The sequence below is a fragment of the Rhodococcus sp. KRD162 genome (genome assembly GCF_017168335.1).
Lineage (GTDB): Bacteria > Actinomycetota > Actinomycetes > Mycobacteriales > Mycobacteriaceae > Rhodococcoides.
The window spans coordinates 1-23,999 of sequence record NZ_JABFAU010000041.1 but is presented as its reverse complement, the minus strand read 5'-3'; the positions used below and the strand labels follow the sequence as shown (position 1 = coordinate 23,999).

The window sequence follows — 23,999 nt, the reverse complement described above, 5'->3', positions numbered from 1 at the left end:
GATCTGGGCTGGGAGGACGCCGGCCCTCAAGCTCAGAAAGCGAACATCTCCAACCTCTTCCACGACGGCTGCTACTCCACGACATGGGAAATGGCCGAACGACCGAAGAACGCCTTCGTCGAGACCGTGCTGCGACCACTGCTCGACCCCAACCCGGACGTCCTGCGCAAGCGCGTGGCCATCTGCTACCGCCCCCACTCGCCGGCCGAAGCGGCGACCATCATCGGCCGCGACCTCAAACACGCCAACAGCGGTGTGAACAACCTCGGCAAGAAAGGCCCCAGTTTCGAGGCGCAGCAACGACTGAAGAGTGTCGAGGACCAGCTCGAAGAACAGGGCCACGGACACGGTCTGACCATGATCGGACTGTTGGTGACCGTGACGACACCCGAAGGCGAAGACCGACCCAAGGCCGATTCGGTCACCAAAGATCTCGGCACCCGATCCTCACTTCGCCTGCAGCGCTTGTGGTTCACCCAGGACACCGGATTCGCCGCGACCCTCGGCGTCGGCGTCCTCATGCCCTCGCACACCAAGAACGTCGCAAAGAAGCTGGGAGCATGAAATGAGCATCAAACGCCCCTGGAGACGCGCCGCCAGTACCGCCTCCCACCGCGACCTCAACCGCACCGCTGCGCAACGTCAGCGCGAACAACACTGCGAGAGCATCGATTCCGCACCGGTGGCCGTACTCGACGACAACGAACGCCGCGAACTCGAACGCGCCGCCGAATCGAAGAACATCGCCGTCTCCTGGCGCGCACGCCTGCATCTCGGACGTGACGCTGCAGCGCGGTCCAAGACCGTGGGGCACAGCCGCGACGCAGAGACCCTGCGCGGCAACCACATGGGCCTGTCCGGACGCGGCGGCGGCAAAGCCGGACCCGTCCTACCCCTGACCGAATTCCGCGCCACCACACTGCAAGCAGCCGGTATGTGGCCGTTCCCGGTCGGGGCCGGAGCGCCGATCGTCGGCGTCCCACTCGGTGTGCACCTCTACACCGGCGCACCGGTGTGCTTCGACCCGCTCTCATGGATGACCCGCGCCCGATTCCTCCAACAGCCCTCGATGATGCTGCTCGGCCTGCCCGGCTTCGGTAAATCGACGCTGGCCCGCAAGATCATCCTCGGACTGATCTACGCCGGAGTGTCCACCCTGATCATGGGCGACATGCGGCCCGACTACCGCAAACTCGTCGAAGCCCTCGGCGATCGAGGCCAGATCATCGACCTCGGCCTGGGCCGCGGGCAGATCAACCCCCTCGACATGGGACCTCTCGCCCAGATCCTGGCGACCCTCGATGCCGCCGGCACCGACGCCGCCGACAAAACCGCGGCCCTGGTGCGCAAACGCATCGCCGGCGACCGGGTGCGCCGGGTCAAGACATTGCTACAGGTCACCCGCGGCAACGCCCCGATCGACGACTTCGAGATCTCCGCCCTCGGTGCCGCGATCCGTCTCCTCGAGGAACGCTTCACCGGCGACGTCCAACCGCTGCTCTCCGACCTCGCCGACGTCCTCGAGGAAGGCCCCGACCCGGTACGGCGGGCATTCAAATCCGACACCGACGCCGACTACCGCGCCGACTCGAAGACACTGCGGCGCACCCTCAACGCCCTGATCGACGGTGAGTTCGGTGAGGTGTTCTGCGGCCAGACCACCGTGCCGATCGACATCAACGCCGCTGCTGTCTGCGTCGACGTCTCCGGCATCGGAACCGCCGACAAAACCCTCAAAGGCGCAGTGCTGCTCGCCTGCTGGGAGCACGGCTTCGCCGCCACCGACGCCGCCCACTACCTGGCCGACGCCGGATGCGGGCCGCGCCGGAACTTCCTGGTCGTCCTCGACGAGATGTGGCAGGTCCTGCGCGCGGGCGTCGGCATGGTCGACCGCGTCGACGAACTGACTCGCCTGAACCGGGCCTGGGGCACCGCGCTGTTGATGTGCACCCACACCATCAGCGACCTCGAATCCCTCCCCAACCCCGAAGACGTCGCGACCGCCAAAGGCCTGGTCGAACGCGCCGGAGTGCTGGTGGTGGGTGCATTGCCACGTAAGGAGATGACCCGACTATCCGACATCAAACCGTTCACCGACACCGAAATCGCCGACATCACCTCCTGGTCGTCCCCGAAAGCGTTGACCGGCGAGGCAGGCGCTCTGAGCGCTCCACCCGGGCAGGGCAAGTTCATCGTCAAACTCGGTGAGCAAGGCGCACCGGGTATTCCGTTCCGGACCGTGCTCATGCCGTCGGAGATCGAATCCGGTGTCCACGACACCAACCACCGATTCACCTTCGTCGGCGACGACCTCGAAGACGACTACGACGAGGTCGCGTGAGATGGCCAAACGGTTCTACACCACCGAATTCAGGGACAAGTGCCTCGCGCTGGTCAGTGAGCAGATGAAAACCGCGTCCTCACGCGAAGAGGCCGTCGTCGCTGTCGCTGCCGCACTGCAGATCCCGGTGACCACCCTGCGTAACTGGGTGCGCAACGAACGCGGCGCAGCACGCACCACCCAATTCCCCGCAGACACCGAACTGGCCGTCCGCGAGCTCCGCGACCAAGTGGCCATCCTGCAACGCGCTCTCGGCCGCGAAAGGATCTGAACCGTTGAAAAGCACCGCCAGCAAGGGGACGTTGGTCGGCGTCGCCCTGTTCCTCGCCCTGATCCTGGCGCTGGTGCTGCTGATCTTCCCCGACGACGACGAACCCAAAGTCGGGGACTGCCTGCCCGGCGGCGCACCGACCGCGACGTTCCCTGCCGGCACCAAGGTCAAGCCGATGAAGGACGGCACCTACCAGTTGACGTCCGGATTCGGTCCTCGCTGGGGCACCATGCACAAGGGCCAGGACTTCGGATCGGCTGCAGGCGAACCGATCTACGCCACCGCCGACGGTGTGGTGTCCAAGGCCGGACCGGCAACGGGGTTCGGGCAGTGGATCGTCATCGACCACAACATCGACGGACAGATCATCTCGAGCGTCTACGGCCACATGTTTCCCGACGACCTCGAGGTGACCCCCGGCCAGCAGGTCCACGCAGGCCAGGAAATCGCGAAAGTCGGCTACAACGGCGAAGTCTCACCACCTGGACCGGGCGGTGCGCACCTGCACTTCGAGATCTGGCAAGGCGGCCACGACGCCGGCGAAGCCGTCGACCCGGCCCCGTGGATCGCCGCAGCGTCCGAGCCCGACGCCCCCGCCGGGAGCCCGGCCACTCCGTCGCCGTCACCGACAACACCTGCCCCCGGCGGCGACCTCCCGCCTCTACCGCCGTCCGTCGGGTCCGAAGAGCACTGGCAGGTCGACACGGTTCGCGTAGCCCGATCGGTCGCGCAGAAGTTCCCCGAGATCAAAACGATCGGTGGGTGGCGGCCGTACGACACCTACGACGATCACCCCAGCGGCCGGGCCGCGGACATCATGATCCCGGACTACGACACCGGGGCCGGCAAGGAGCTCGGCGATCGGGTCGTGGAGTACCTGATGGCAAACAAGACCGAGCTGCACATCGAGTACATCATCTGGCGCCAGACCTACATCCCGGCCGACGGCTCCTCGAACCAGATGGAGGACCGCGGCTCCCCCACACAGAATCACTTCGACCACGTCCACGTCACCACCGTCGGCGGCGGGATGCCCGACGCTCTGACCAACTACGGCCCGGCACCGGGCGCAGCAGGCAGCCCAGGGGCGGTCCCGACCCCGTGCGGGGTCAATCCGGCTGCGAGCGGCGGCGAAGCCGATCTCGCACCCGGGAAAGTGCCCCCGGAGTTCGAGCCGTGGGTGATCAGGGCCGGCAACACCTGCCCGCAGATCCGCCCGCCCGTCATCGCCGGACAGCTCAAGCAGGAATCGGGCTTCAACCCGCGCGCTGTCAGCCCGGACGGAGCCGAAGGAGCGGCGCAGTTCATGCCCGGCACCTGGCCCGGCTACGGGCGCGACGACGACGGCAACGGCTCGGTCTCCCCTTACGACATCGGAGACGCAGTTATGGCCCAAGGCCGCTACATGTGCGAGATCGCAGGCCAGGTCGACGCCGGGATCGCCAACGGGTCCATCTCGGCCCCCAACGGCCCGCTCGAGCTGTATCTCGCCGCCTACAACGCAGGTTTCGGCGCGGTCCAGTCCTCCGGCGGATTCCCCACCGGCTCACCGGACTACGTCAACCAGACCCGCCCCTACGCCGACCTGATCCAGCAGTACGCCACCGAATTCGCCTCGATCGCCTGAGCACACACACCGACCGACACGACAACCAAGGAGATACCCGAAATGGCCAAACGACGCAGCACCCACAACTCGGTCGCCGAATGGGAGACCGCGAAGAAGGCAGTCAAGGAACACCTCGACGACCTCCGCGCGCTCGAGACCCACGGCGAGCTCTACACATGGGCGAAAGAGCACGACCTCGCCGTCCCAGGCCTGTTCCCGAAGTTCAAGACCGAACTGTCCAAACAGCTCGGGATCGACTACGACGCACTGCGCGAGCAGGCCTACGCCCAGCGCAGAGAGCAGATCGCTGCGGCCGCAGCCGATGGCCCGGTACTCGAGCTGTGGACCGCGGCCGACGACGAGGTGTCCTCGTTCGCGATCTGCGGACCCGAAGGTGCCGTCGTCACCTACAACACCTTTCACCCCGACGACAAGCTCTACCGCAACGGTGATCAGGTCTCGGCCGACCGGTCGGTGGCGCAGCACGCGGTGTTCGTCGCAGGTCAGGCCCGCGAGGAACTAGACGTCGAGGCGGTCCGGCTGATCCTGCACGTGCTCAACCACGAAGTCGCGGCCGACGACCCGGCCCTGGAGCGAACCGCGCTGCGTGGCCGCGTGCACGTGAGTGTCGAAATCGACCAGGACAACCCGGCGGCGGAGTGGTGCCGCGAGAACGGCTACAAGTCGTGGCGAGAGACGAACCTGACCACCCTCGTCGTCGACGACGAACGGATCGCAGGATGAAACGCGGGCAGCTCATCGCGGTCAGCGCGGTGTTGGTATTCGTCGTGGTTGTCGCCGCCGCTGTGGTCACCCTCGTCAAGTTCAGTGGCACCGACGAGAGCCACGACCCGGCCACCGACGCCCACGTGCACCTCGACGACGACCGCGGCTCCGATCCGGACGCCGTCGCCGAAGCTGCACTGGCGGCGATGTTCTCGTGGCAACCGGCCATCGACCCCTCCCCCGCTGCCGCTGTCGGACGAGCGCAGCGCTGGCTCGGCGGTCCGCTCGCCGCCGACGCCACACAACCGGCCGCCACCGGGGTCCGGCCGCTACCGCAGTGGGCGGGATGGCGCGACTCCGGGGACATCGTCACTGCCACAGCACAATCGGGCGAGCCGATCACCGCCTCCGATAGCCGGCAGGTACTCGACGTCGCCCTCACCCAGACCGTCCTACACCGCGACGGAAGTACCACCCCCTACAGCGACTACCGCGTCCGGGCCGTCGTCGAAAAGAACTCCGAAACATGGCAACTGACCGAATACAACTTGGCACCGAAATGAGGACGTCGATCATGAGAAGGCACATCATCCATTCGGACCCGATCGGCTACATCGGTCCAGCGCCATCGGTGTTCGACCTCGCAGCGCTCACGGCGATCAATACTGTTGCAGCTCTGCTCGTTTCCGTCATCATTCTGCTCTGGTCGGTCCGCCGCACCTGGGCGAGAGCGGCAGCGGTGGCCCTCACCCTGGCCGTTCTGGCCGGTGCGGCAGCCGCCGGACGCTCGATCGTCACACCCCACACCGCTCTGGCGGCGACGGCGTATGTCATGCCCGTGTTCGCCCTCGGCGTGGCCGGCCTGCTGCACGTGTTCGTGCACCTTCGCCCCCGACCCGACTCGAACGATCAGAAGGACGATCCGATGACCGCTACCACCATCCAGGACGCGATCGAGGGGAAGGCGCTCTGATGGCCCAGACACGCAGATCCGGAACCGGTGCCAGAGCACAGGAGAACCTTCTGCAGGCGGTGCTGCTGTGCATCGGCCTGGCGGTCGTGATCACCCTCGTGTTGTCGTGGTGGGCAGGAACGTTCCTCTCCGGCGGCGACCCCAGCGGCAACCCCATCCAGGGGGTATTCGAGTCCTTCACCGGACAGCGCCCCTGGCCGTGGCAGTCGACGGCCATCGCCGTGGCATTGGTGGTGTCGATCGTTGCGGTCGCACTGCCGATCGCAGTTCGGCGAGCCAAGGGGCGTACCGAAGTCGACCGGGCCGCGCGCACGATGGTCGCACCGAACAAGCTTCGCGGAGTCTCCCCGAAAGAGTCGCATCGCCTGATGCCCCAGTTCGACAAGTCCGATCCGCGGTCGTGGGGATTCCTCCTCGGCACGACCGTGGTAGGCGACAAGCCGGTGTACCTGTCGTGGGAAATGGTGATGGTCGCCCTGGCCGGCACCCGGATGGGAAAGACTGTCGCCCTTGCGGTGCGCGCAGCCTTGGCAGCACCGGGGGCCACGATCGTGACCAGCAACAAACCCGACCTGTATGCCGCGACTCGCCTCGGCCGCGAACGGTACGGGCAGGTGTGGGTGTTCGATCTGCAGGCGGTCAGCGGATCGGTGCAGCTCACGTTCTGGTGGAACCCGCTCAAACACGTCACCACCCTCGCCCAGGCCCGCAAGCTCGCCTCCTTTTTCGTGTCCGCGTCGACGAAGAAAGACGCCAAGACCGACGGCTACTTCGATGGTGGAGCTCAAGAGCTGCTCGCCCTCTACTGCCTGGCTGCGGCGTCGGCCGGCGGAGATCTCCTGCACGCGGTGAGTTGGCTCGGCCGCGATCAGGACGGCACCCCCGCCCAGATCCTCGATGCGTTCGACAAGAAACGCGCAGCAGCGCGAGTGAGAGAAGCCCAAGGCTTGACCGATCGCCAGCGCGACGGCCTGTTCGACATGGCACGCCGATTCCTCGACATCCTCTCCGACGACGAGTACGCCCGCGCCGTCACACCGCCTGCGCGGGCGATCATCGAGGTCGACGCGACGGACAAGACCGTAGTCCCGCGCGTGACCACGCGGTACGGGGAGCCGCTGCACGATCGCCGCGAGTTCGATCCGCGGGCGTTCGTGGCCAGTACCGACACCCTCTACGCGCTCTCGCTCGAAGGACCGGATTCGGCGGCACCGCTGACCACCGCACTGGTGGGGCAGATCTTCGACGAAGCCACTGCGCTGGCCTCACGGACCCCGGCACGCACCTACGACAAGCAGATGCCGCGGTGGTGGCCGACCAGGATGTGGCAGCCCACCATTCGCACTCAGGGAGGCCGGCTCGACGTTCCTCTCGTTGCCGTTCTCGACGAGGCCGCGAACACCGTCCTGCTTCGCCAACTGCCAGACCAGTACTCGCATTTCGGTGGCCGCGGAATCATCCCGATCGCGATTCTCCAGTCACCACAGCAGGGTGCCCGGGTGTGGGGCCGCGACGAGTTCGATTCGATGATCGCCGGTGCCGTGCACTTCTACGGCGGCAACATCAAGGACAAGCAGTACCTCAGCGACCTGTCCGAGCAAATCGGTTCGCACGAAGTGCAATCCACCACCCGCAGCAACGGCCAAGGAAACCGCAGTACGTCGCACAGCTGGCAAGAACGGCCCATTCTTCCGATCAACGAACTCGCGGCCCTCCCGAAAAGCCGTGCCATCGTGGTCTTTCCGGAAAACCCGCCCGTTCTGATCAAGAAAGTCTGGTGGACCGACACCGACGACGCCGAGATGATCACCCAGTCCATCATCGAATACAGCGGATCCGCCGAACAGGCGAAGGAACTGCTCGACGGACCGTTCAACATCGACTACGAACCAGACCACGACGACGTCGACGAGTACGAGCTCGAAGACTGGGACCGATCGGCGGTGAGCGTCGATGGACGTTGATTTCGACCTCGACGAGGAACTGGATCTCGACGCCGAACCGGAGGTCGAGCCCGCGTACGAGTCGGTCGATGACTGGGTTCAGCATTACCTCGCCAGGGTGATCCAGCGACGGATCAGCGACCGACCCGGTCACGGACTGACCTGGGATGCCCGGTGGTGGAGGCACGGTGAAGCGGTCGCCCGCCTGACCGCTCTGTGGTGGGCCTGGGAGTCCGCGCGCCGTTCGGTCGAGGACCGGGCAGCGATGTCGGGATGGTGGGTCGAGCATTGCGAACCTCACCTGCGGATGCTTCTCGACGGCGTCACCGGGCCGATGAGCGGAGCCGACGACACCGGAACCTGGGGTGGCTACGGACCCCTGACGTGCGATCCAGTTCCAGAAGGTTGGATCGCGGACGATCTCGCAGACCTCTCGCACGAGCACCCGATCCCGATCGGGGAAGACGCCGACGAGTTGCCGGCCCCGGCGTTTCTGCGGCTCGAGGACTTCGTGAAGAACTACCTCCGCCACGTCATCAACCGCAAGATCGACGACAAGCCAGGCCGTGGACTGTCCTGGGATCGGCGCTGGTGGCAGCACCAGGAGGTCGTGTCGCGGCTCAAGGCCCTGTGGTGGGCGTTCGAGGAAGCGCGCAGTTCACCGGACGATCCGGCGGCGATGTCGAGCTGGTGGCTTCGGCACTGCGACCCCCACATGCGTGTGCTCCTCGACGGCGAATCCGGACCCATGAGCAACGCCGACGTCGACGGGAGCTGGCCCGGCCACGGCTCGCTGCTGATCGCCTATCCACCCGAGGACTGGCAGACACCGAAATATCTGACCCCCTGACCGCCATCGTCACCGAGAGAAGGCCTCTCCCATGAGAACAGCACCTGCACCCGCAATCGAATCGTCGACAGCGCCGAGCGATCGGACCCAACTACTGGCGGCGATTGCCTTGGCGGCCGTCACCTGGTGGCTCACCTGGTCGATACCCTTCGCCGAGTGGGTCCTGTCCTCGTCGAGCGGCTCGGCCGACCCCGTCCGGCGTGAAGCCGCCGACGATGCTGTGGCACAGGGCTGGTGGGCGATCATCACCGTCGTCTCCGCGCTGTCGATCGGCAGCCTCATCGCCGTCGCCCTCGACTGCATGAACGGACGGCGCTGGGCGCTGACCGCATGGAAGAACTCGGTACGCCTGGCGAGCAGCCTCGCCGTGATGTGGGCCATCTGGGCCGTGAGCGTTCTCGCCGCCGGCGGAGTGCAACCCCTGTGACCACCAACTCGACTACCAACGAAAAACCAAGAAGGCGAGCAACGACCATGAAGACGAGTACACGGCACCACCCCAGCTCCATGCTCAGCTCGATCGTCAGCGCGGTCGGGGGCATCGAGGTGCGGTACACCCCCGAGAGCGATCGCGACGAGTGGATCCGCGACATAGACCGTGACCAGAAACGTTTCCGTGCGCGGCACGGTCTGTCGTCGACGCCGGCCGAGCGTGCGGCCGCGCATTCGGCGGCAATACTGGAAGTCGAGCGCAGGCTGGCTGTGCGTGGCCGGGGGCGGCAACCGGTCATCACCGGTCGCCAGCTCGCCTCGATCGCGGACGCACACACTCGCGCAGCAAGCCGCATCACTCACCCCGGCGTGACGGCCGCGTATCTGGCAGCTGCATTAGCGGTGTCGATCGCGTTCGCGATCCTGGCATGGCGGGGCTGGTCCCCCGACCTGTCGTACTACGACTGGCCCGCAGGGACTCCAGTCGAGCGGATGACGGATGCGCTCTCATCGGGCACCACCGTGATCGTGCAGATTGCAGCGTGGCTCTTGGCGCTGAAGCTCGTATCGGAGCTGCGCGACTATTGGATTCCGTCGAGGGCGCATCGTCGCAGCCGGACTCCGCTTCGGCACTGCTCGGTCCTGGTCGCACATTCCGTCATGGCGGTGGCGGGGCTGGCGATCGTCGCGCTCGGCGCGTACCTGATCGGCATTCTCGTTGTCTTTGGACAAGCATGAGCCGGGTACGGACACGATATCGGCCGACCGTCCGAGTTTTCACGGCCTGTGTGGCTGTCCCTGTTGCTGCTGCGCTGCTGGCGGGGTGCAATCCCCTGATCGCTCCCCCGACGCCTGAGACGGCCCATGAGGCTGTCTCTGTGTCCAGCGGGGTCGTGGAACGGGTCATTGATGGAGACACGGTGGAGGTGCGCCTGTCCACAGGGGGTGACCCGGTACGAGTTCGCGTTCTCGGTATCGATACCCCCGAGACAGTCGCCCCCGACGCACCGGTGGAGTGCTGGGGGCCGGAAGCGAGCGCGTGGGCGCACCAGCAGCTAGACAACGCCGCTGTCACCCTCACAAGCGATCCGGTCGCAGACGACACCGACCGCTACGGCCGTGCCCTGCGGTACGTCGTCCTCCCGGATGGGAGCAACTACAGCGCATTCGCAGCCGAATCGGGTATGGCCCGCGCCTACACCTACAAGAACCAGCAGCTCTCTGAAGCGGCGAATATCGTTGCCGCACAATCGACAGCGCAACGCAACGGTGCCGGTCTCTGGGGCTCGCCGTGCTACGGACAGACAGCCCGACGCTGACCCCTCACGTCTTCGCGAGTCTGAGCAGGAGCATCACACGTGCGCGCGTGCCAGGACTGTCGCGCGCACTGTTCGTTGGAGGAAGCCCGGTCGGGGATTGAACGATGCCGGTCAGTGCGGAAGCAGGCGTGTTCACAAGAGCTTTATCCAACACGGCCATTGCCAAGGGGATAAGCCGCTCGATGAACGTCGCCGCGTCGACGTAGTCACCGATCCCGACACCTAAGCGTCGTAATCCCCAAGTGTTGTATCCGCCGAGCTGGGTGAAGAGTCGGACAAGGTCGTCGGCTTCCTCCTGGGGCAGCCTCACGAGGGTCTGCAGGTGCGCAACCTGCGGTTCCTTCAACGCAATAGGCGACAGCCCTTCGCTGTGGACAGTATTTCGGAGAATGCGGCAGACCTCGAACATCCGATAGCCGTCGCTGCGCCGTTTGAACAGGGCCGTGAGTTTGGCGTTGCCCAGTTTCTTCAGCCACTGTCTGTTTTGCCAACCCGCCTGTCTACGTTCGTTCTTCGGCAAATCGTAGACGAGGTGAGCAGCCCTAGCCGCTGCGTCGAAAGCCCCGACGAGATTGACCAGAAAGTAGTCCAGGAATTCGACCGTACGGTCCGCGGTGTTGTTGGTCTGTGTAGCCACGGATGCGATGAGCAGTTGGTCGCGGCACCGCAACATCCGGATGATGCGTTCCCGGACCGTCTGGGCCAACAGTGCAGCAGTGTCGTTGCCGGTCGTGCGACTGTGTTGGCTGAGCTCGGAGGCCCACACCCGCCACGACGGGAGGAGTTCCTCGACTGCCAGAAGGAACGTCGAGCGTTCGTCGAGTACCAGTTGATCCGGTCCGATGACGGGGTATTTCCCCTTATTGCGGAGGTACAGCCCGACGACCCCTACGGCCTCGGCTGCGGAATAGGGGTGCGCGTTCGTTATGTCGGTCGCCTGGCTGGACAGGATGCGCGGATTGGTGGTGGCCAGCAGATCGGCGGGCATTGTGCTGCTGGCCTTTGCGACGAGAAGTTCCTTCAACCACTGTCCGGCGCTCACTCCCTGGGCTCCGGCGTCACGCAGAGCGATCTTTTCGTAGGTGCTGTAGGGCCAGATTGCATGTCCGGTCCGTCGCCCCGGGCCGTCGATGGTCGAGAACTCCAGGTAGTCGTGGGCATCCGGGGCGAGGGGGCCTGGTGGTATGAGGACCCGGCCGGCGTCTGCCGGGTCGTTGGCGGTGCCGATCCAGTAGCGGTCGATACTGTCGTCCTCTGTCAGCGACCACAGAAAGGTTTCCGGGTCCGGCATGTCGAGGGGGGGATCGATCCACTCTTCGATCCGGCGCTTGTCCGGCGCTACGTCGAGGACGATGCGTAGCGGCCGGCCACCCTGATCGAACGGGCCCGGCGGATCGCCCGCGGCCTTGTGATGCACTGACATCCGCGGGAAGCCCATCGACGCAACTCTCTTGTGTTTCTGTCCTCGGAGCTTGATTAGACGAGAAAGGGCACGGACAATGACTGTCCGTGCCCTTTGCGTACAGGGAATCAAGCCATGGGGCCTTGGGGGGCGACGTTACCCATCGCGCCGCTCCAATCACGGAGCCAGAAACCGAGCGGGCCGAGTCCGAGCATTCGGGCACTTCCTTTCGCTGGAGGAAACTGAGCCATCCACGGTACCGACGCCTGAACCGATGCGCACCCCGAGGGCTCTACCGGCCACGGATCCGTCCACCTATCATCGGCAAGGCATGGGTTCGGCACTGGACGTATCCGAGATTCGGTGCGATAATATCTTGGCGTGAGGCACTAGCCTCGTCGAAGTGAACCCGGCAGCCTTCCGGACGGTTGGTGAGCCGGGTTTTGCGTATCTACAGCGTTTGCGACGTGCTTGAACGGGCAGCGAGTTCAGCATTCAGGTACTTGTCCAACGCACCCAAAATCTCGGACTCGACCTCGGAGACTGTCTTGCCTTCGGCATAGGTTTGCGACTCATCCAGCCGAACGCCGAGCACACCCGCAAACCGCTCGAGTACCCGACTGCGGCTCTCGAACGGGGCAGTGTCCGACGAGGGTAGGGACACCACTCGTGCATCGCCCAGGTTCAACAGCACGAGGTCGCGGGCGAGCACGCGCGGGTCATTGGAGTCGTCAGGCAGCGTGGGAAGTAGCTGGCCGTACCGTTTCATTTCGGTGTGCTCGCGTACGTGCCGCTGTTCGTACTTGACTGCCCAGGGCTGACTGTTCGACGTAGTGTTGGTGTATCGCAGATGCCGGTTTCGGAACAGGAAGTCGGGGACTTCCGGAACCACGGGGGTGCGCAGAAGCCCGAGTATTTCGTCCTCGCGGTCGCTCAGGTCGAGTTCGCTCGCTCCGGCTGCTCTGGCGCGTAACGCATCGATTCGTGCCGCGTTCGAGTCCTCCTGGCGCGGCGTATACGGACGCGCTGCCTCGCATCGAGCGAATGCGCAGCCGTACGTGTCGAGTTCATCGGCTACAGAACCGATCCGGTATTGCTCAAGATTCTGTTCTGGCAGCGCGACGTCGGCCAGCCGCGTGGCATCCCACTCGAATGCGGTGTCGATCGCGAGCTGCAGCCGTTGTTCGGAGTCCCCCCACAGCGAGAGGGCGAGCGCCCACACGTCGATCGAGTGCAACCCATCCGCAAGGGTCACCGGATGAAATGCCGTGCGGGCATGGCGTCCGACCTGCTGTTTCCTGATGTGCACGGTTCGCGCCACTTGCGCGTGTGTGTATCCGGCTGCAAGCAACTGTTTGACGGTGGGGTTGAGCACCAGCATTTCCACGAGTTGCTCGAACGTGGCCACGTGTACGTCGGCGATGGTCTTGGCGGATCCGGCCATAAGCACAGTGCTGGGATCGAGTGTGGACTCCATTTCAGAATCATACGTTTCGGGTTCCCATTTGGGAACTACACGGGTTTCAGTGTGGAACTCAGGCGCAAGACTAAGGGTCGGAGGGAGTTCACTCGGTCAAGTCAACGTGTTGTAGGTGGTGATCATCGGCTCGATTCGCGTCTTCCAATGTCCGCCTTTGGCCAGGCACCATGCCACTGCGTCCGGCACCCACAGCATGGGCTCTTGTTTGGCGCGGAGGTGCTCGTAGGCCAAGCGATCCTGGATCTGTTGCTTACGAGTTGCGGCGAACAGTGTTTGTCGGTCTGCTCTGAGTAGGGAGTCGTCCTGCTCGATGACCAGGCGGGTGGCCGACATACCTGCGAGGTCGGCCACGAGCATTTGCAGTGCCTGGGTGCGACCTTCTCGTTCGGGCAGTGCTGCTGCGTCATAGACGTGAATGCGGATGGGCAGCCCGGCGATGGCGTCGGCGATGGTTCGTCTACGAGAGTCGCTTTCGGACTTGAAGTGGATGCGCTCCTGCCCTCGCAGGCGCAGTGCCACGAGTGTTTTGCGTGAGGCCTGAAGGTCGCGGACATCGGCAATCGCGGCCACGACGACGAGACCTCTGCTTTTGGTTTCGTCGACGTAAGCGTGCACGATTCGAGACGGTAGACGACAGGGGTGCATCGCACCTACGGGGTGTAGCCACAGCGCCCCTCACCGTTGAATCGCCACGCGACCGCAGTCGACGTCAGGTCTACCGGCATCCTGGTTTCATGACCGATAAGGACCTCCCATCGAGGCAGCACATCGCTCGACAAGCCGCTGAGATGCTCGACCTGCAAGCTGCTCGTCTGGTCGCGGCGTCGACGACCGATACGAGGATTGGATCGACGAAGAAAGCAAAGGCCGACAGTGAGTACCAAACGGGCCACAAACAGCTAAAGAGACTGCTTCAGCAATTGGGGGTGCCGAACCCCATCCCCTACAGCACGCTTGGGGAATGGGGCGGACGCTGGAGCAAAGGTGATCTCTCCACATGGGTTCACCGCAGGGAGTTCGTCAGCACCCTCGTAGCGGACACAGCGGCCACACTGACGAGCATTCAGGGGTCGGGCGCTTTGGTTACCGCCTCCACCACTGCCGACCCGACGTGGGCAAGTCTGCAAGATCGTATCGATGGTCTAGCGCGTGCACTGGAGCAGGCGCGCACCGATGACGACCGCCAAGACGTAGGCCGACGGGCCCGCGAGATCCTCATCGACGCCACCTCGATCATTCGAGACCCCGACTTGGTACCGGACGGGGACGACGAACCCAAGGCGGCAGATGCGAAGCAATGGATAGGGCTGTATCTGAAGCGATACGCCGCCGGAAGCTCGCACAAGGAGTTGCGCGTCTTCGTCAGGGCGACGTGGGATCTCGCGCAGCGTGTGACCCACTCAGGCGTCGATCACGTGGAGGCCTATGCAGCCGCGCAGGCCACGGTGACGGTGGTCCGTGTTCTGCAATTGCTGGAAAGCGACAGCACGGAAAGGCTGGAGTAACTCGGCCACCACTACGCGCCTACTAGCATGGTCCGATGGCCAAGAAGACCGGGAAACTGTTCATCAGTCACGCAGGTGACGATGAAAAATACGTCTCCAAGTTCGTGGAAAAGATCCTCCGGCTCGGGTGCGGATTCCCTCGTGAACAGGTCTTCTACACCTCTCAGCGCGGGACAGGGATCGCATCCGGACTCGACCTGTTCACCGAAATGAGGGAAGAAGCAGCGGCGTCGCCATTGGTCATTGCGATCGTCTCCCCTACTTACCTCACCCGTCCGACATGCTTGGCGGAAATGGGTGCCGCATGGGTGAAAGGGACGTTCCTCCCGGTGCTCACACCTGGGCTGGCCAGAGAGGACTTGCCGGGACCACTGAAAGCAATGCTGATCGGTCAGCTCGACGAGGCCACCGCTGGGCAGGACCTCGACGTAATGCACGACAGGGTCATCGAAGCGTTCGGTCTCAAGGCGAATACCGCAGATTGGACTATTCACAGGGACAAGTGGCTGGTCAGCGCCTCACGATACGAGGAGTTGCTGGGGAAGGTCGAGACCTACTCTGCAGAACAGGTCGCCGAAATCGAACTTCAGCTCGAGCAAAAGACGGAAAGCTACAACCTTCTGCTTGAGAAGTTCGGGGAGCTCGAGGATCGCTATGACGCCCTATTAGCGGCGAAGACCCAGGAGCAGATTGCGGCTGTGGAATTGCCCGAGGGCGAAAGGGAGCAGTTCGAGCACCTTGCCGGTGCGGTCGTCAAGTACTTTCAAGAATCCCGCATGCCAGGCTCCGTAATCACGGCGATTCGCTTCCATGTCTCCAACGACGATCTGATCCTGCCCGACAGCTTTCATGACGTAGACGACGAAAATCCCGCGTTCTACGACGCCGCCGAACGCGGTTTTTTGGTGATCGACAACGACCCCCCGCTCGAGGTCGCACTCAATCAGCAGCACCCAAGGATCAAGAAGGCGCTCGCGCTCGTCGAAGCCTTCGTCGAATGGTTCGATTCACCTAGTCGCACGGAGGGGTTCAAACGGTGGTTCGAGGACCAGTTCGACTTGCCCGTCGATTTGAAGAGTTCCGATGTCTGGGATGCTGTGCTGCGTCCCTGACCACCAGTCAGCCGACCGGTTCACCTGTCCAGGCCGTGATCGCGGTGTCGATCCGGTTCCGGCGCAGGCGGGCGGATGGTGCCGGCCTTCTTGGTGGACTGGCGGTTGAGCATGGATTTGAGCGGCGATACGTCTCGCTCGGCCTGAGGCGATTCGTGACTCGATGCCTCGGTTTCGAGGTCGCGTAGTGCGCCTTCGGCGGCGTAACGGGCCGAGTCGCGGCGTTCCTCGAACCCGGAGGTCGAGTTGTCGGGGCCTGTCCATGCGGTCCAGTGCCAGGTGCGGTCAGTCCATTGGATCGCCGCTCCTGGTGCACCGCTGTCGCGGTCTGCTCCGCGTTGAAAGCGTGATCCGTCAGGCGATTTCGGCTTCCATGGGTCGTCGGCGCGGCGTGCGTCTCGCTCGGTTTGGGCTGCGGCCCACTTTTCGGCGAAGGCCTGCATCCGGTCGGGGACGGACTGGACGAGTGCTGCGCGGCTGCTGTGTTGGGCGTCCGCGTGTGCGGGGGTGGGGTTGAGGTCGAGGCTCCATTTCGGGTACAGCCCTTGCGATCGGCGCCGGTCGAGGTCGCGGCCGCGTTCGGTGAGCGCTTCGGGTGAGTTCTCGCGGGCGTTGACGTCTGCTTTGAGTTCGGCGAGCGCGTAGCGGGCCTGGGCGAGTTCGTCGGTGCGCGTGAAGGTTCGGTCTTCCTGCGCGGTGAGCTCGGTCAGTCTCCCGGCGATGTGTGCGCGGTCGGCATGAGCTGCGGTCGCGCGCACGGGCAGCTCTTTGATCATGTTGCGCATCTGCTGGAGGATCCCGCGTGCGGCGGTGGTACTGGACATCGCTTCGGTGAGTTTGCGGTGCTCGACGTAGCGTTTCGGGCCTGCTGGTATGGAGAGTTCGAGCTGGTCGTTGACCGGGCGGTAGGTGCCGGCGATCGCGACGCCGGCGATCTCCGCGAACTCGCTCGGTCGTCCGCTCTTGACTGCTCGCATGTCGATGTAGGTGGTGCGCAGGACGTTCTGCAGCGCGTCGACGAGCGATTCGGTGTCGTCGTCGGCGGCGGTCCGGTGATCGATAGTGATCATCTTCTCGGCGCGGTCGTCGATGTCGAGCCATGCTGCAGCGCGGTCGGCATTGGCCTCGATAGTGGGCATGTCGGCGTCGAGGCGCTGGGCGGCGCGGTCGAGGCGGTCGATGGCCGCGCGGCGGGAGGCGTTCGCGTTGGCGATCATGGTCTGTTCGGATTCGAGCGCGTCGACGTGCGCCTGCTGCTCGATCGCGCGGACGTAGACGGGGTCGCCGGTGGCGGCGGCCTTGGTCTGCGCGGCCGACAGGGCGATGTCGCCGCCGACGTCTTCCATCGTGTCGGGGATCTCGCCTCCGCGTAGCTGCTGGACGGAGTGGGCTTTGCGTTCGATGATCTGCCACATGGTGGCGTCGTAGGAGCGTCGGGCGACGATGTTGACCACGTCGACCTCGCGGTGGACGTTGCCCTGCCGGATGATGCGCCCGAACCGCTGCTGCATGTCGGCTGCGGTCCACGCGGGATCGAGGGAGATGAGTTGCTTGAGCAGGCGTTGGGCGTTGACGCCGGTGCCGAGCTTGGGTGTCGAGCCGATCAGCACGCGAACCTTGCCGGCGCGGCAGTCGGCGAAGAGCTGCTGCTTCTGTTTCGGTGTCGGGTAGTCGTGAATGAACACGACCTCCGATCGCTCCATTCCTCTGTCCACCAACGCTTCTCGCAGGCGAGCGTAGAGACTCTTGTCCGCCGCCCCGCCGGCCTTGGGGGTGCCGCGGTCGCAAAAGACCATCTGGAATACCCCGCGGGCGTCGGGGCCGTGCCGGTCGGCGGGGGTGAACAGGTCGCGGTGCTCGAGGTGGGTGTTCCAGAGCAGATCCGCTGCGACGGCGACTCGGTCGTGTTCGGGTTCCGGTTCGGGCAGTTTCGCCAGGGTCGGGTGCAGGGAGGCGTTGCGGCCGTCGTTGGAGATCTTCAACGCGTTGTCGACGTCCATGCTGCGTCCGGAGGTCGCGGCCATGCGTTCGTCGAGATCGAACATGAAGTCTCGGACCTGCGGTGCGAGGTCGAATTCGACGACCAGCGGCTTGCCGGTGCGCATTCGCGGCAACTCGACGGGGATCTGGTCCTCGGTGACCACGTCGCGGAATTGATCGACCATGGCGATCAGTTGCCGCAAGTTCTGGTACTCGGCCATCCGCGAGATCGGCCGCAGTGAGGTACCGGTGATGTTCATTTCGACGGTGGTGCGCTGTTTGGCGAATGTCTGTGCCCAGGCGTCGATGTGGCCGATTCCGGCGGCGTCGAGCAGATCGGGGCGCAGATAGCGGTTCATCACCCACAGCTCGGACAGGGAGTTGCTCACCGGTGTTCCGGTGGCGAAGGCGATCGCTTTCGCGGGGGCGTCGGGTTGTCCGGATTCGACGTTGCGCAGGATGGCGCGGTCGCGTAGCCAGCGCGCTTTCATCTCCAGGTCGGAGGCGCGTTGCGATCCCTCGGGCAGGGACAGGTCGGCGGAGTTGGAGGTGCGGGCGAGGTTCTTGTAGTAGTGCGCCTCGTCGACCCAGAGGAAGTCGCAGCCGGACTGCTCGAATGTCAGTCCGGTGTCGGATGCTTTGGAGGACACCAGTTTCTGCTGTTTGGCTTGTTCGCGTTTGAGGACGCGTTCGATCTGTTTGACGGTGTGCTCGCCGCCGGTCTCCTTGGCGCGTTCGAGGCCTTCGCGTAGTTCCATCATGCGGGTCTCGATGTAGGCGAGCTCGGTGTCCTTGCTGACCGCGATCAGCTTCATCACCGATTCGGGGACGATGACCATGTCCCAGTCGGTCACCGCTGTTTGGCCGATAAAGCGTTGCCGGTCGCGGGGCCCGGACAGGTCGCCGCCGACGAGCACTTTCGCGGCCGGGTAGGCATCGCGAACCTCGGCGGCCCACTGGTCGACGAGGTGGTTCGGCACGACCACCCACGGCTGGCGTTTGTGTCCGAGTCGGCGCATCTCCATGCAGCTGATGGTGATGGTGAGGGTCTTGCCCGATCCGACGCAGTGATCGAGCAGGATCGTCTCCCCGTGAGTCAGACGTTGTTCGGCTTGGCACTGGTAGTAGTACGGAATGTAGTTGGGGTTCAGGCCCGGGTACTGCTTGTGCTCGGTGGCGAACTGGGGTTTGACGAACCGGTTGAACCGCCCGTTGTAGACCTCGGTGAGGTGCTCGTAGCGGGCCGGATCGGACCAGAGCCACTGCACGAACTTCTCTTCCAGCCGTACCGCGCGATTGCGCAGGTCGGTGGTGTGTTTGGGGTGGAATCGCGGTTTGGGCTCGCGGTCGAGCTCGCTCTCGGTCTTGAGCACTTCGACGGGCTTGTTGTTGGCGATCGCGGTGAACAGCTCGAGCCCGGAGTAGCGGCCGGCGATGCCCCACGGGTCCTCGTAGCCTTGCGGGTCGTCCCAGTTCGGGGCCGAACTGGTCTCGAACTGCCAGGTCGCGTTGACTGCGGCGTACGAGACGGTCAGCTCGTCGGGGTCGATCCCGAACTCCTGGACCAGGAACTGCTTGTGGTTGTCGACTCCGACCCATTCCGCGCCGGGACGCACCCCGATGCGCGCGGGGTCGGCATCCGGTGGCACGACGGCCTCGAGGGCGTCGACGACACCGGTGTAGACGTCGGGGTTCTCGGCTTCGGCGACGCGGGCGCGGGCGAGCTTGCTGCGGACGTCGCCGGCGAGGAATTGGCCGGCGACCTCGTAGGTACTCGGATCGGTGAGTGAGGGGTAGATCTTGCCTCGGGATCGGTCTAGTACGTCCTCGACGTCGGTATCGAGCAGCTCGGCCACCCGTTCGGGGTCGATGCTGCCGCGTTCATCGAAGGCGATGGCGATCGCTTCGTCGATGCCGGCCGCGCTGGTGGCGCTTTCGGTGGTGAAAGTGACGTCGGTATCGAAGATCGAGGTCTTGGTGGCCTGCTCGGTCTCGTCGTCGAAGAGTTCGAGCGAGCGGACCATCGCCATGCGGGGGTCGAAGCTGATGGCCCCTTGAAGGTGATGGCGGCTCTTACGGGGCCCCTGCGCCGGTGTGCGCGCCTTCTCCAGCAGTGCTTCGGTGACCTCGGTGGGCATCTCACCCCCGTAGGGGGGTAGATCGAGGTCTGCGAGGTCGTCGGGATCCACCCCTCGATCGAGGGCGGCCTGCCCGGCTGCGTCGATGCGCCACTGCGCTTCGAGGGCGGTGAAGTTCTCGGCGGTCTTCTCGGGGCTGTTCTCAGTGGCGTGGTTGGTCCACTTGAACCGGTTGATGAAGCCGTATCGGTTGGTGTAGTCGGTGTATTGCCGATCGAGCTTCTCGCGCAGGTCTTGTCGGTGCTCGGGGGTCGAGTCGGCGGTGCGCGCGCTCTCACCGATGTCCAGGACGGTATCGCCCATGGCGAGCAGTCGTTGCCACTGATCGTTGATCTCGCGGCCCTTGGCGGGGGTGAGAACCCATCCGGCACCGACCTGGTACTGCTCCCACCGGGAGCTGTGGGCGTCGAATCGCAGTGTGCCGGGGATGGTTCCGGTATCGGTCCCGGAGTCGGTGTGCAGGCCGGCGGTATCGAGCTCGTGATGCTGGGTTCGATCTGGAGCCGCGGCGGTCATCGCCAGGCCCGAGTCCAGGGCATCGTCGACGATGTTCTCCAGCGCCCGCGTCAGCAGGGCTGGTACGGATTGCGATTGCGGGGCAACGACTTTCATCGTGGTCGAGCCGTACATTCCGGAACCGACCTCGACGGTGCCCAGGATGCGGTCTCGGTGCCGGTTGAAGTACCGGTTCAGGTGGGCCGGTGCGGTGCTGTCTCCGTTCCCAGTGGGAAGGGTGACTTGGGCGACCTCGGTCCACAGCGTGGTCTGTTCGGTGGCCTCGCGGCCCGGCTCTCGCCTGCGGAAGATCAGCACGTCGGTGAGCACGTCGGTGGCGGCCTGGCGACGATGCGCGGCCGACGGCAGCCGGACGCCGCCGACGAGGTCACCCAGGGCGGCGATCTCGCGCCGCGCGGCCGGGCGCACCGAATCGGAAGTGAACGTGCTGGTGATGACCGCGACGTACCCGCCGGGGGCGGTCAGGTGCAGGGATTTGATGATGAAGTGGTTGTGGATCGAGCGACTGTTGGGGTTGTGAATGTCGTCGTAGACCGGATAGTCACCGAACGGGACGTTGCCGATGGTTGCGGTGAAGGTGCCGTCGCCGGCGAACGCTGCCTCGAATCCGTGGTTGCGGATGTGCTGGTTCGGATAGAGGTGATGGGCGATCGCTGCAGTGATGGGGTCGAGCTCGACGCCGACCATCTTCGTTCCGGTGGGGGCGAGACCGACGAAGTGTCCACTGCCGCAACCCGGTTCGAGGACGCGGGCACCCTCGGGCAGACCGGCGCGTTCGACCGCGCGCCAGAGGGCAGAAGCGATGGCGGGATCGGTGTAGTGGGCGTTGACGGTGCTCAAGCGGGCTGCGGCGTAGTCCGGGGCGCTGAGCAGGGTGCGCAGTTCCTCGCGCTCGGGCTCCCATTCGGTCTTGGCGGTGTCGAATATCTGCGGCACGCCGCCCCATCCCGACCAGCGAGCCAGTGCGTCCTGCTCGGCGTCGGTGGCGGGGCGGGACTCGGTGGCCAACCGCTGAACGATGGCGAGGGCATCGAGGTTGGCGCGGGCTCGGGCTTTGGCTCCGGATGGGACGAGAACGTCCGTGCCGAGAACGAAATCGACTGCGGGAGCAGTAAATCGGGCTGAGTGGTCAGCGGAGTCGACACCGCTACCTAACGGTTCCCGGCTCGGTCCGCCCGCGTCGACGCCGCCGAGTTCGGCGGCGGTCTCGGGTTCGGGCGTCGCTTCCGGTCCGGTCGCGGTCTGGGGTTCGGGTTCTGGCGTGACGGTGTCGGAGACGGCGGCATAGCGGCGGGCGGTGTCGGCGCTGATGTAGACGGTGGAGCCGTCGGGGCGTTGGGCGGCGATGAGACTGTTGCTGCGCCACAACGGGCTGGTGAGGGGTTCTCCGGTCTCGTACTGGGGCACCTCGACCGGCGCAGCGTGTACCTCGCGGGGTGTCGCGGTGTCGGCGGAATCGTCAGCGGGAAGCGATGTTTCGGTGGCCGCAGCGGCGCGCCTGGCAGCATCGGTGCTGGCGGCGGTGGCGTAGCCGTGGATGAAGTCGGCGCGGATCTGTGTGGCGTCGACGCTGTCGGAGGGCAGGGATTCGAGTGCTGCGCCGACGACGGGGTCGGCGGAGGGATCGGGCGCGGCAAAGGGCGCGCGCGGGTCGTAGGCGCGGCGGCCGCGATCGTCGAAGTCGACGATCGCAGCAGTGGCGGCATTGTCGAGCTCGTTCTGGGCCAGGTGCTGACGTGCAGCTTCGTCGGTGGTCTCTGGCCCTGTGGTGTCCGGCTCTGTGGGGTCTGCCTCGGGTGCCCGGTGGTGGGTCTGCCAGAGCAAGTCGACCAGCTCGTGGGGAAGTGCATCGAGGCGGGCAGGATCGGCCAACAGCGATTGTGCGGCGCCGGTGAGCGCGGTGTCGGTGTCGTCGACGCCCACGACGGCGTCGAGCATGACCGTTTTCGTCCGTGCCAGCGCCCACGACTGGAACTGGGCGAAGGTGTTCGACGACGCCTGAGCCGAGACGGTCAGATCCGCGTCGGCGAGGACGGCGGCGCGGATGCGCTCGGTGAGTACCTCGTGTGCCGACGCCTGCGGGGGTGCCGGCGGCGCTGCATCGTCGGTGCTGCGCAGCAGTGGCAGCTCGCCGGCGAGGATGGCCTTGATGGAGCGGTCGGCCTCGGCTTTGGTCAGGCGCGCGTCGACGGTGTCGTCGGGTAGTCCGGATCGGGCGAGCAGCGTGCGCAGGGTGTCGAGTTGGCGTCCGGTGGCGGGGTCGTTGGCCCAGGTCGGCGGCGTGCGGCGTTGCGCGGCGTCGGCGCGGGCGACGGCGCTGTGGTTGATCGAGGCGGGATCGATCCCGGCGGCGCGCAGGGCGTTGCCGAGCTGCCCTTCGGCCGCGCGGGCGCGCTCGTAGTCGGCGAGCAGTCGGGTGCGCCGGTAGGACAGGTCCGAGATCCGCTGTGTCAGTGCCTCGATGCCGTCGCGGTTGTCTTGCTGGCGTGCGCGTTCGAGCGCGCGCTCGGCGTTGTCGAGGTGCTGCCTGAGACGGCCTCCTCGGTGCAGAATGTCGGCGGTGGCCGTGTGGGCGTCGACCCACTGCGCCCGAAGGGTCAGAAGGGAGTCGCGCCCGGCGTCCGGTCCATCTCGTCGAGGATCAACGTTTCGAGCTCCGCGGCGATCGGATCGCTCGCTGTGGTCGGCGTCGGCTGGTTGTCGTCGAGTCGTTGCTGGATCAGCGCCTGGGCGAGCAGCAGGAATCGACCCGGACGGTCCATCCACACCCGGTCCACGATCCGGCTCGCCAGCGGCGAGATGTCCACCGACAGTGTCGTCCAACGCATCTCGTCGCCCTTGTCCTGCGCGCTCTGCAGGTGCGCTCGGCGCTCCTCCTCGATCACTGCGTCCGTGGAGATCACCCGTTGGTAGATCTCCTCGGTCACCTGCGGGTACAGGTGTTCCTCGAGGATCTTCGATCGTGCCGAGTGCCAGGCCGTGGTCATCAACGCCACGGTCGTGGGGTAGTCCGGTGTCACTCCCGGGTTCTCGGCCCGCCACCGATCCATCAGGAAGCCGTGGGCGCTGTCCCCCACCGTTTCCTCCACCAGTTGGGTCAGTCGCGCCGCTTCGCGTTCGATCTGTTCCTCGCGTACGGCCTCGGGCAGGTCCGGATCGAGTCCGATCCACTCCCCCCAGATCCTGCGCACTTCGTCGCGGATCCGCAGATCCACGTTCATCTCCGGTTCCGACATCGTCGGTCCCCTCTCCGATCGAAAACAGGGACGGTTGATTGGCGGTGACAGTCTGATTCGGGACCAGTGTGACGGTCTGATTCGGGACCCACCCGGGCTTCGGCGTGGCGTCGTGACGGCTTGATCTGGACCCACTTCCGTGGCGTCAGGAGGACCCGCATCCAGC

General features: G+C 65.2%; 19 protein-coding genes. 14 read left to right on the top strand and 5 right to left on the bottom strand.

Annotated elements, in window-relative coordinates; all coding sequences use genetic code 11:
• From J1M87_RS25095 to J1M87_RS25040, 12 genes are all read left to right on the top strand, one after another.
• Nucleotides 1–564 (top strand): SCO6880 family protein (locus J1M87_RS25095; protein WP_374222422.1); only part of this gene is annotated, 564 nt, incomplete at its 5' end.
• A gap of 1 nt (nucleotide 565) precedes the next feature.
• Nucleotides 566–2,341 (top strand): hypothetical protein, encoded by a 1,776-nt coding sequence (locus J1M87_RS25090; RefSeq protein WP_052060487.1) that lies wholly within the window; start codon nucleotides 566–568, stop codon nucleotides 2,339–2,341.
• A 1-nt stretch (nucleotide 2,342) separates the two neighbouring features.
• Nucleotides 2,343–2,612, top strand: a complete 270-nt coding sequence (locus J1M87_RS25085) for a hypothetical protein (protein ID WP_032406417.1) — start codon at nucleotides 2,343–2,345, stop codon at nucleotides 2,610–2,612.
• Nucleotides 2,613–2,616: 4 nt separating this feature from the next.
• Complete coding sequence (locus J1M87_RS25080) at nucleotides 2,617–4,239, top strand: M23 family metallopeptidase (RefSeq protein WP_032406416.1); 1,623 nt, start codon at nucleotides 2,617–2,619, stop codon at nucleotides 4,237–4,239.
• A gap of 42 nt (nucleotides 4,240–4,281) precedes the next feature.
• On the top strand, nucleotides 4,282–4,965 hold the full coding sequence (locus tag J1M87_RS25075; protein WP_032406415.1) for a hypothetical protein: 684 nt from the start codon (nucleotides 4,282–4,284) through the stop codon (nucleotides 4,963–4,965).
• Nucleotides 4,962–5,510 carry a hypothetical protein gene (locus J1M87_RS25070; protein WP_052060486.1) on the top strand — a complete coding sequence of 183 codons (549 nt, stop codon included), beginning with the start codon at nucleotides 4,962–4,964 and terminating at the stop codon, nucleotides 5,508–5,510. The genes J1M87_RS25075 and J1M87_RS25070 overlap by 4 nt, the downstream gene beginning before the upstream one ends.
• A gap of 11 nt (nucleotides 5,511–5,521) precedes the next feature.
• The gene (locus tag J1M87_RS25065; protein WP_139278522.1) at nucleotides 5,522–5,920 is read left to right on the top strand and encodes a hypothetical protein; all 399 of its coding nucleotides are present in this window, start codon (nucleotides 5,522–5,524) and stop codon (nucleotides 5,918–5,920) included.
• On the top strand, nucleotides 5,920–7,884 hold the full coding sequence (locus tag J1M87_RS25060) for a TraM recognition domain-containing protein (protein ID WP_052060485.1): 1,965 nt from the start codon (nucleotides 5,920–5,922) through the stop codon (nucleotides 7,882–7,884). Before J1M87_RS25065 ends, J1M87_RS25060 begins: the two co-directional genes overlap by 1 nt.
• Nucleotides 7,874–8,713 (top strand): DUF4913 domain-containing protein, encoded by an 840-nt coding sequence (locus tag J1M87_RS25055; RefSeq protein WP_052060484.1) that lies wholly within the window; start codon nucleotides 7,874–7,876, stop codon nucleotides 8,711–8,713. The genes J1M87_RS25060 and J1M87_RS25055 overlap by 11 nt, the downstream gene beginning before the upstream one ends.
• A gap of 31 nt (nucleotides 8,714–8,744) precedes the next feature.
• Nucleotides 8,745–9,140, top strand: a complete 396-nt coding sequence (locus J1M87_RS25050; protein WP_032406413.1) for a hypothetical protein — start codon at nucleotides 8,745–8,747, stop codon at nucleotides 9,138–9,140.
• A 47-nt stretch (nucleotides 9,141–9,187) separates the two neighbouring features.
• Nucleotides 9,188–9,883 (top strand): hypothetical protein, encoded by a 696-nt coding sequence (locus J1M87_RS25045; RefSeq protein WP_139278521.1) that lies wholly within the window; start codon nucleotides 9,188–9,190, stop codon nucleotides 9,881–9,883.
• Nucleotides 9,884–10,065: 182 nt separating this feature from the next.
• Nucleotides 10,066–10,464, top strand: coding sequence for a thermonuclease family protein (locus J1M87_RS25040; RefSeq protein ID WP_256978607.1), 399 nt, complete (start codon nucleotides 10,066–10,068; stop codon nucleotides 10,462–10,464).
• A gap of 4 nt (nucleotides 10,465–10,468) precedes the next feature.
• Here the strand turns inward: J1M87_RS25040 and J1M87_RS25035 are convergent, their stop codons facing one another.
• From J1M87_RS25035 to J1M87_RS25025, 3 genes are all read right to left on the bottom strand, one after another.
• On the bottom strand, nucleotides 10,469–11,887 hold the full coding sequence (locus J1M87_RS25035; protein ID WP_032406411.1) for a hypothetical protein: 1,419 nt from the start codon (nucleotides 11,885–11,887) through the stop codon (nucleotides 10,469–10,471).
• Between the two features lie 430 nt (nucleotides 11,888–12,317).
• Nucleotides 12,318–13,343, bottom strand: a complete 1,026-nt coding sequence (locus J1M87_RS25030; RefSeq protein ID WP_139278520.1) for a hypothetical protein — start codon at nucleotides 13,341–13,343, stop codon at nucleotides 12,318–12,320.
• 96 nt (nucleotides 13,344–13,439) lie between these two features.
• Nucleotides 13,440–13,961 carry a hypothetical protein gene (locus J1M87_RS25025; RefSeq protein ID WP_081371410.1) on the bottom strand — a complete coding sequence of 174 codons (522 nt, stop codon included), beginning with the start codon at nucleotides 13,959–13,961 and terminating at the stop codon, nucleotides 13,440–13,442.
• Between the two features lie 119 nt (nucleotides 13,962–14,080).
• Between J1M87_RS25025 and J1M87_RS25020 the strand changes: the two genes are divergently transcribed.
• A complete protein-coding gene (locus J1M87_RS25020) occupies nucleotides 14,081–14,851 on the top strand; it encodes a hypothetical protein (RefSeq protein WP_032406408.1) in 771 nt (256 codons plus the stop codon).
• A 35-nt stretch (nucleotides 14,852–14,886) separates the two neighbouring features.
• Nucleotides 14,887–15,963: a toll/interleukin-1 receptor domain-containing protein gene (locus tag J1M87_RS25015; protein ID WP_032406407.1), complete on the top strand. Its 1,077-nt coding sequence runs from the start codon at nucleotides 14,887–14,889 to the stop codon at nucleotides 15,961–15,963.
• A gap of 20 nt (nucleotides 15,964–15,983) precedes the next feature.
• On the opposite strand, the gene J1M87_RS28890 is transcribed toward J1M87_RS25015, so the two are convergent.
• The gene (locus J1M87_RS28890; RefSeq protein WP_238325049.1) at nucleotides 15,984–19,967 is read right to left on the bottom strand and encodes a helicase-related protein; all 3,984 of its coding nucleotides are present in this window, start codon (nucleotides 19,965–19,967) and stop codon (nucleotides 15,984–15,986) included.
• Nucleotides 19,968–23,194: 3,227 nt separating this feature from the next.
• Nucleotides 23,195–23,833, bottom strand: coding sequence for a hypothetical protein (locus J1M87_RS28885; protein WP_032406406.1), 639 nt, complete (start codon nucleotides 23,831–23,833; stop codon nucleotides 23,195–23,197).
• Nucleotides 23,834–23,999: the final 166 nt, after the last annotated feature.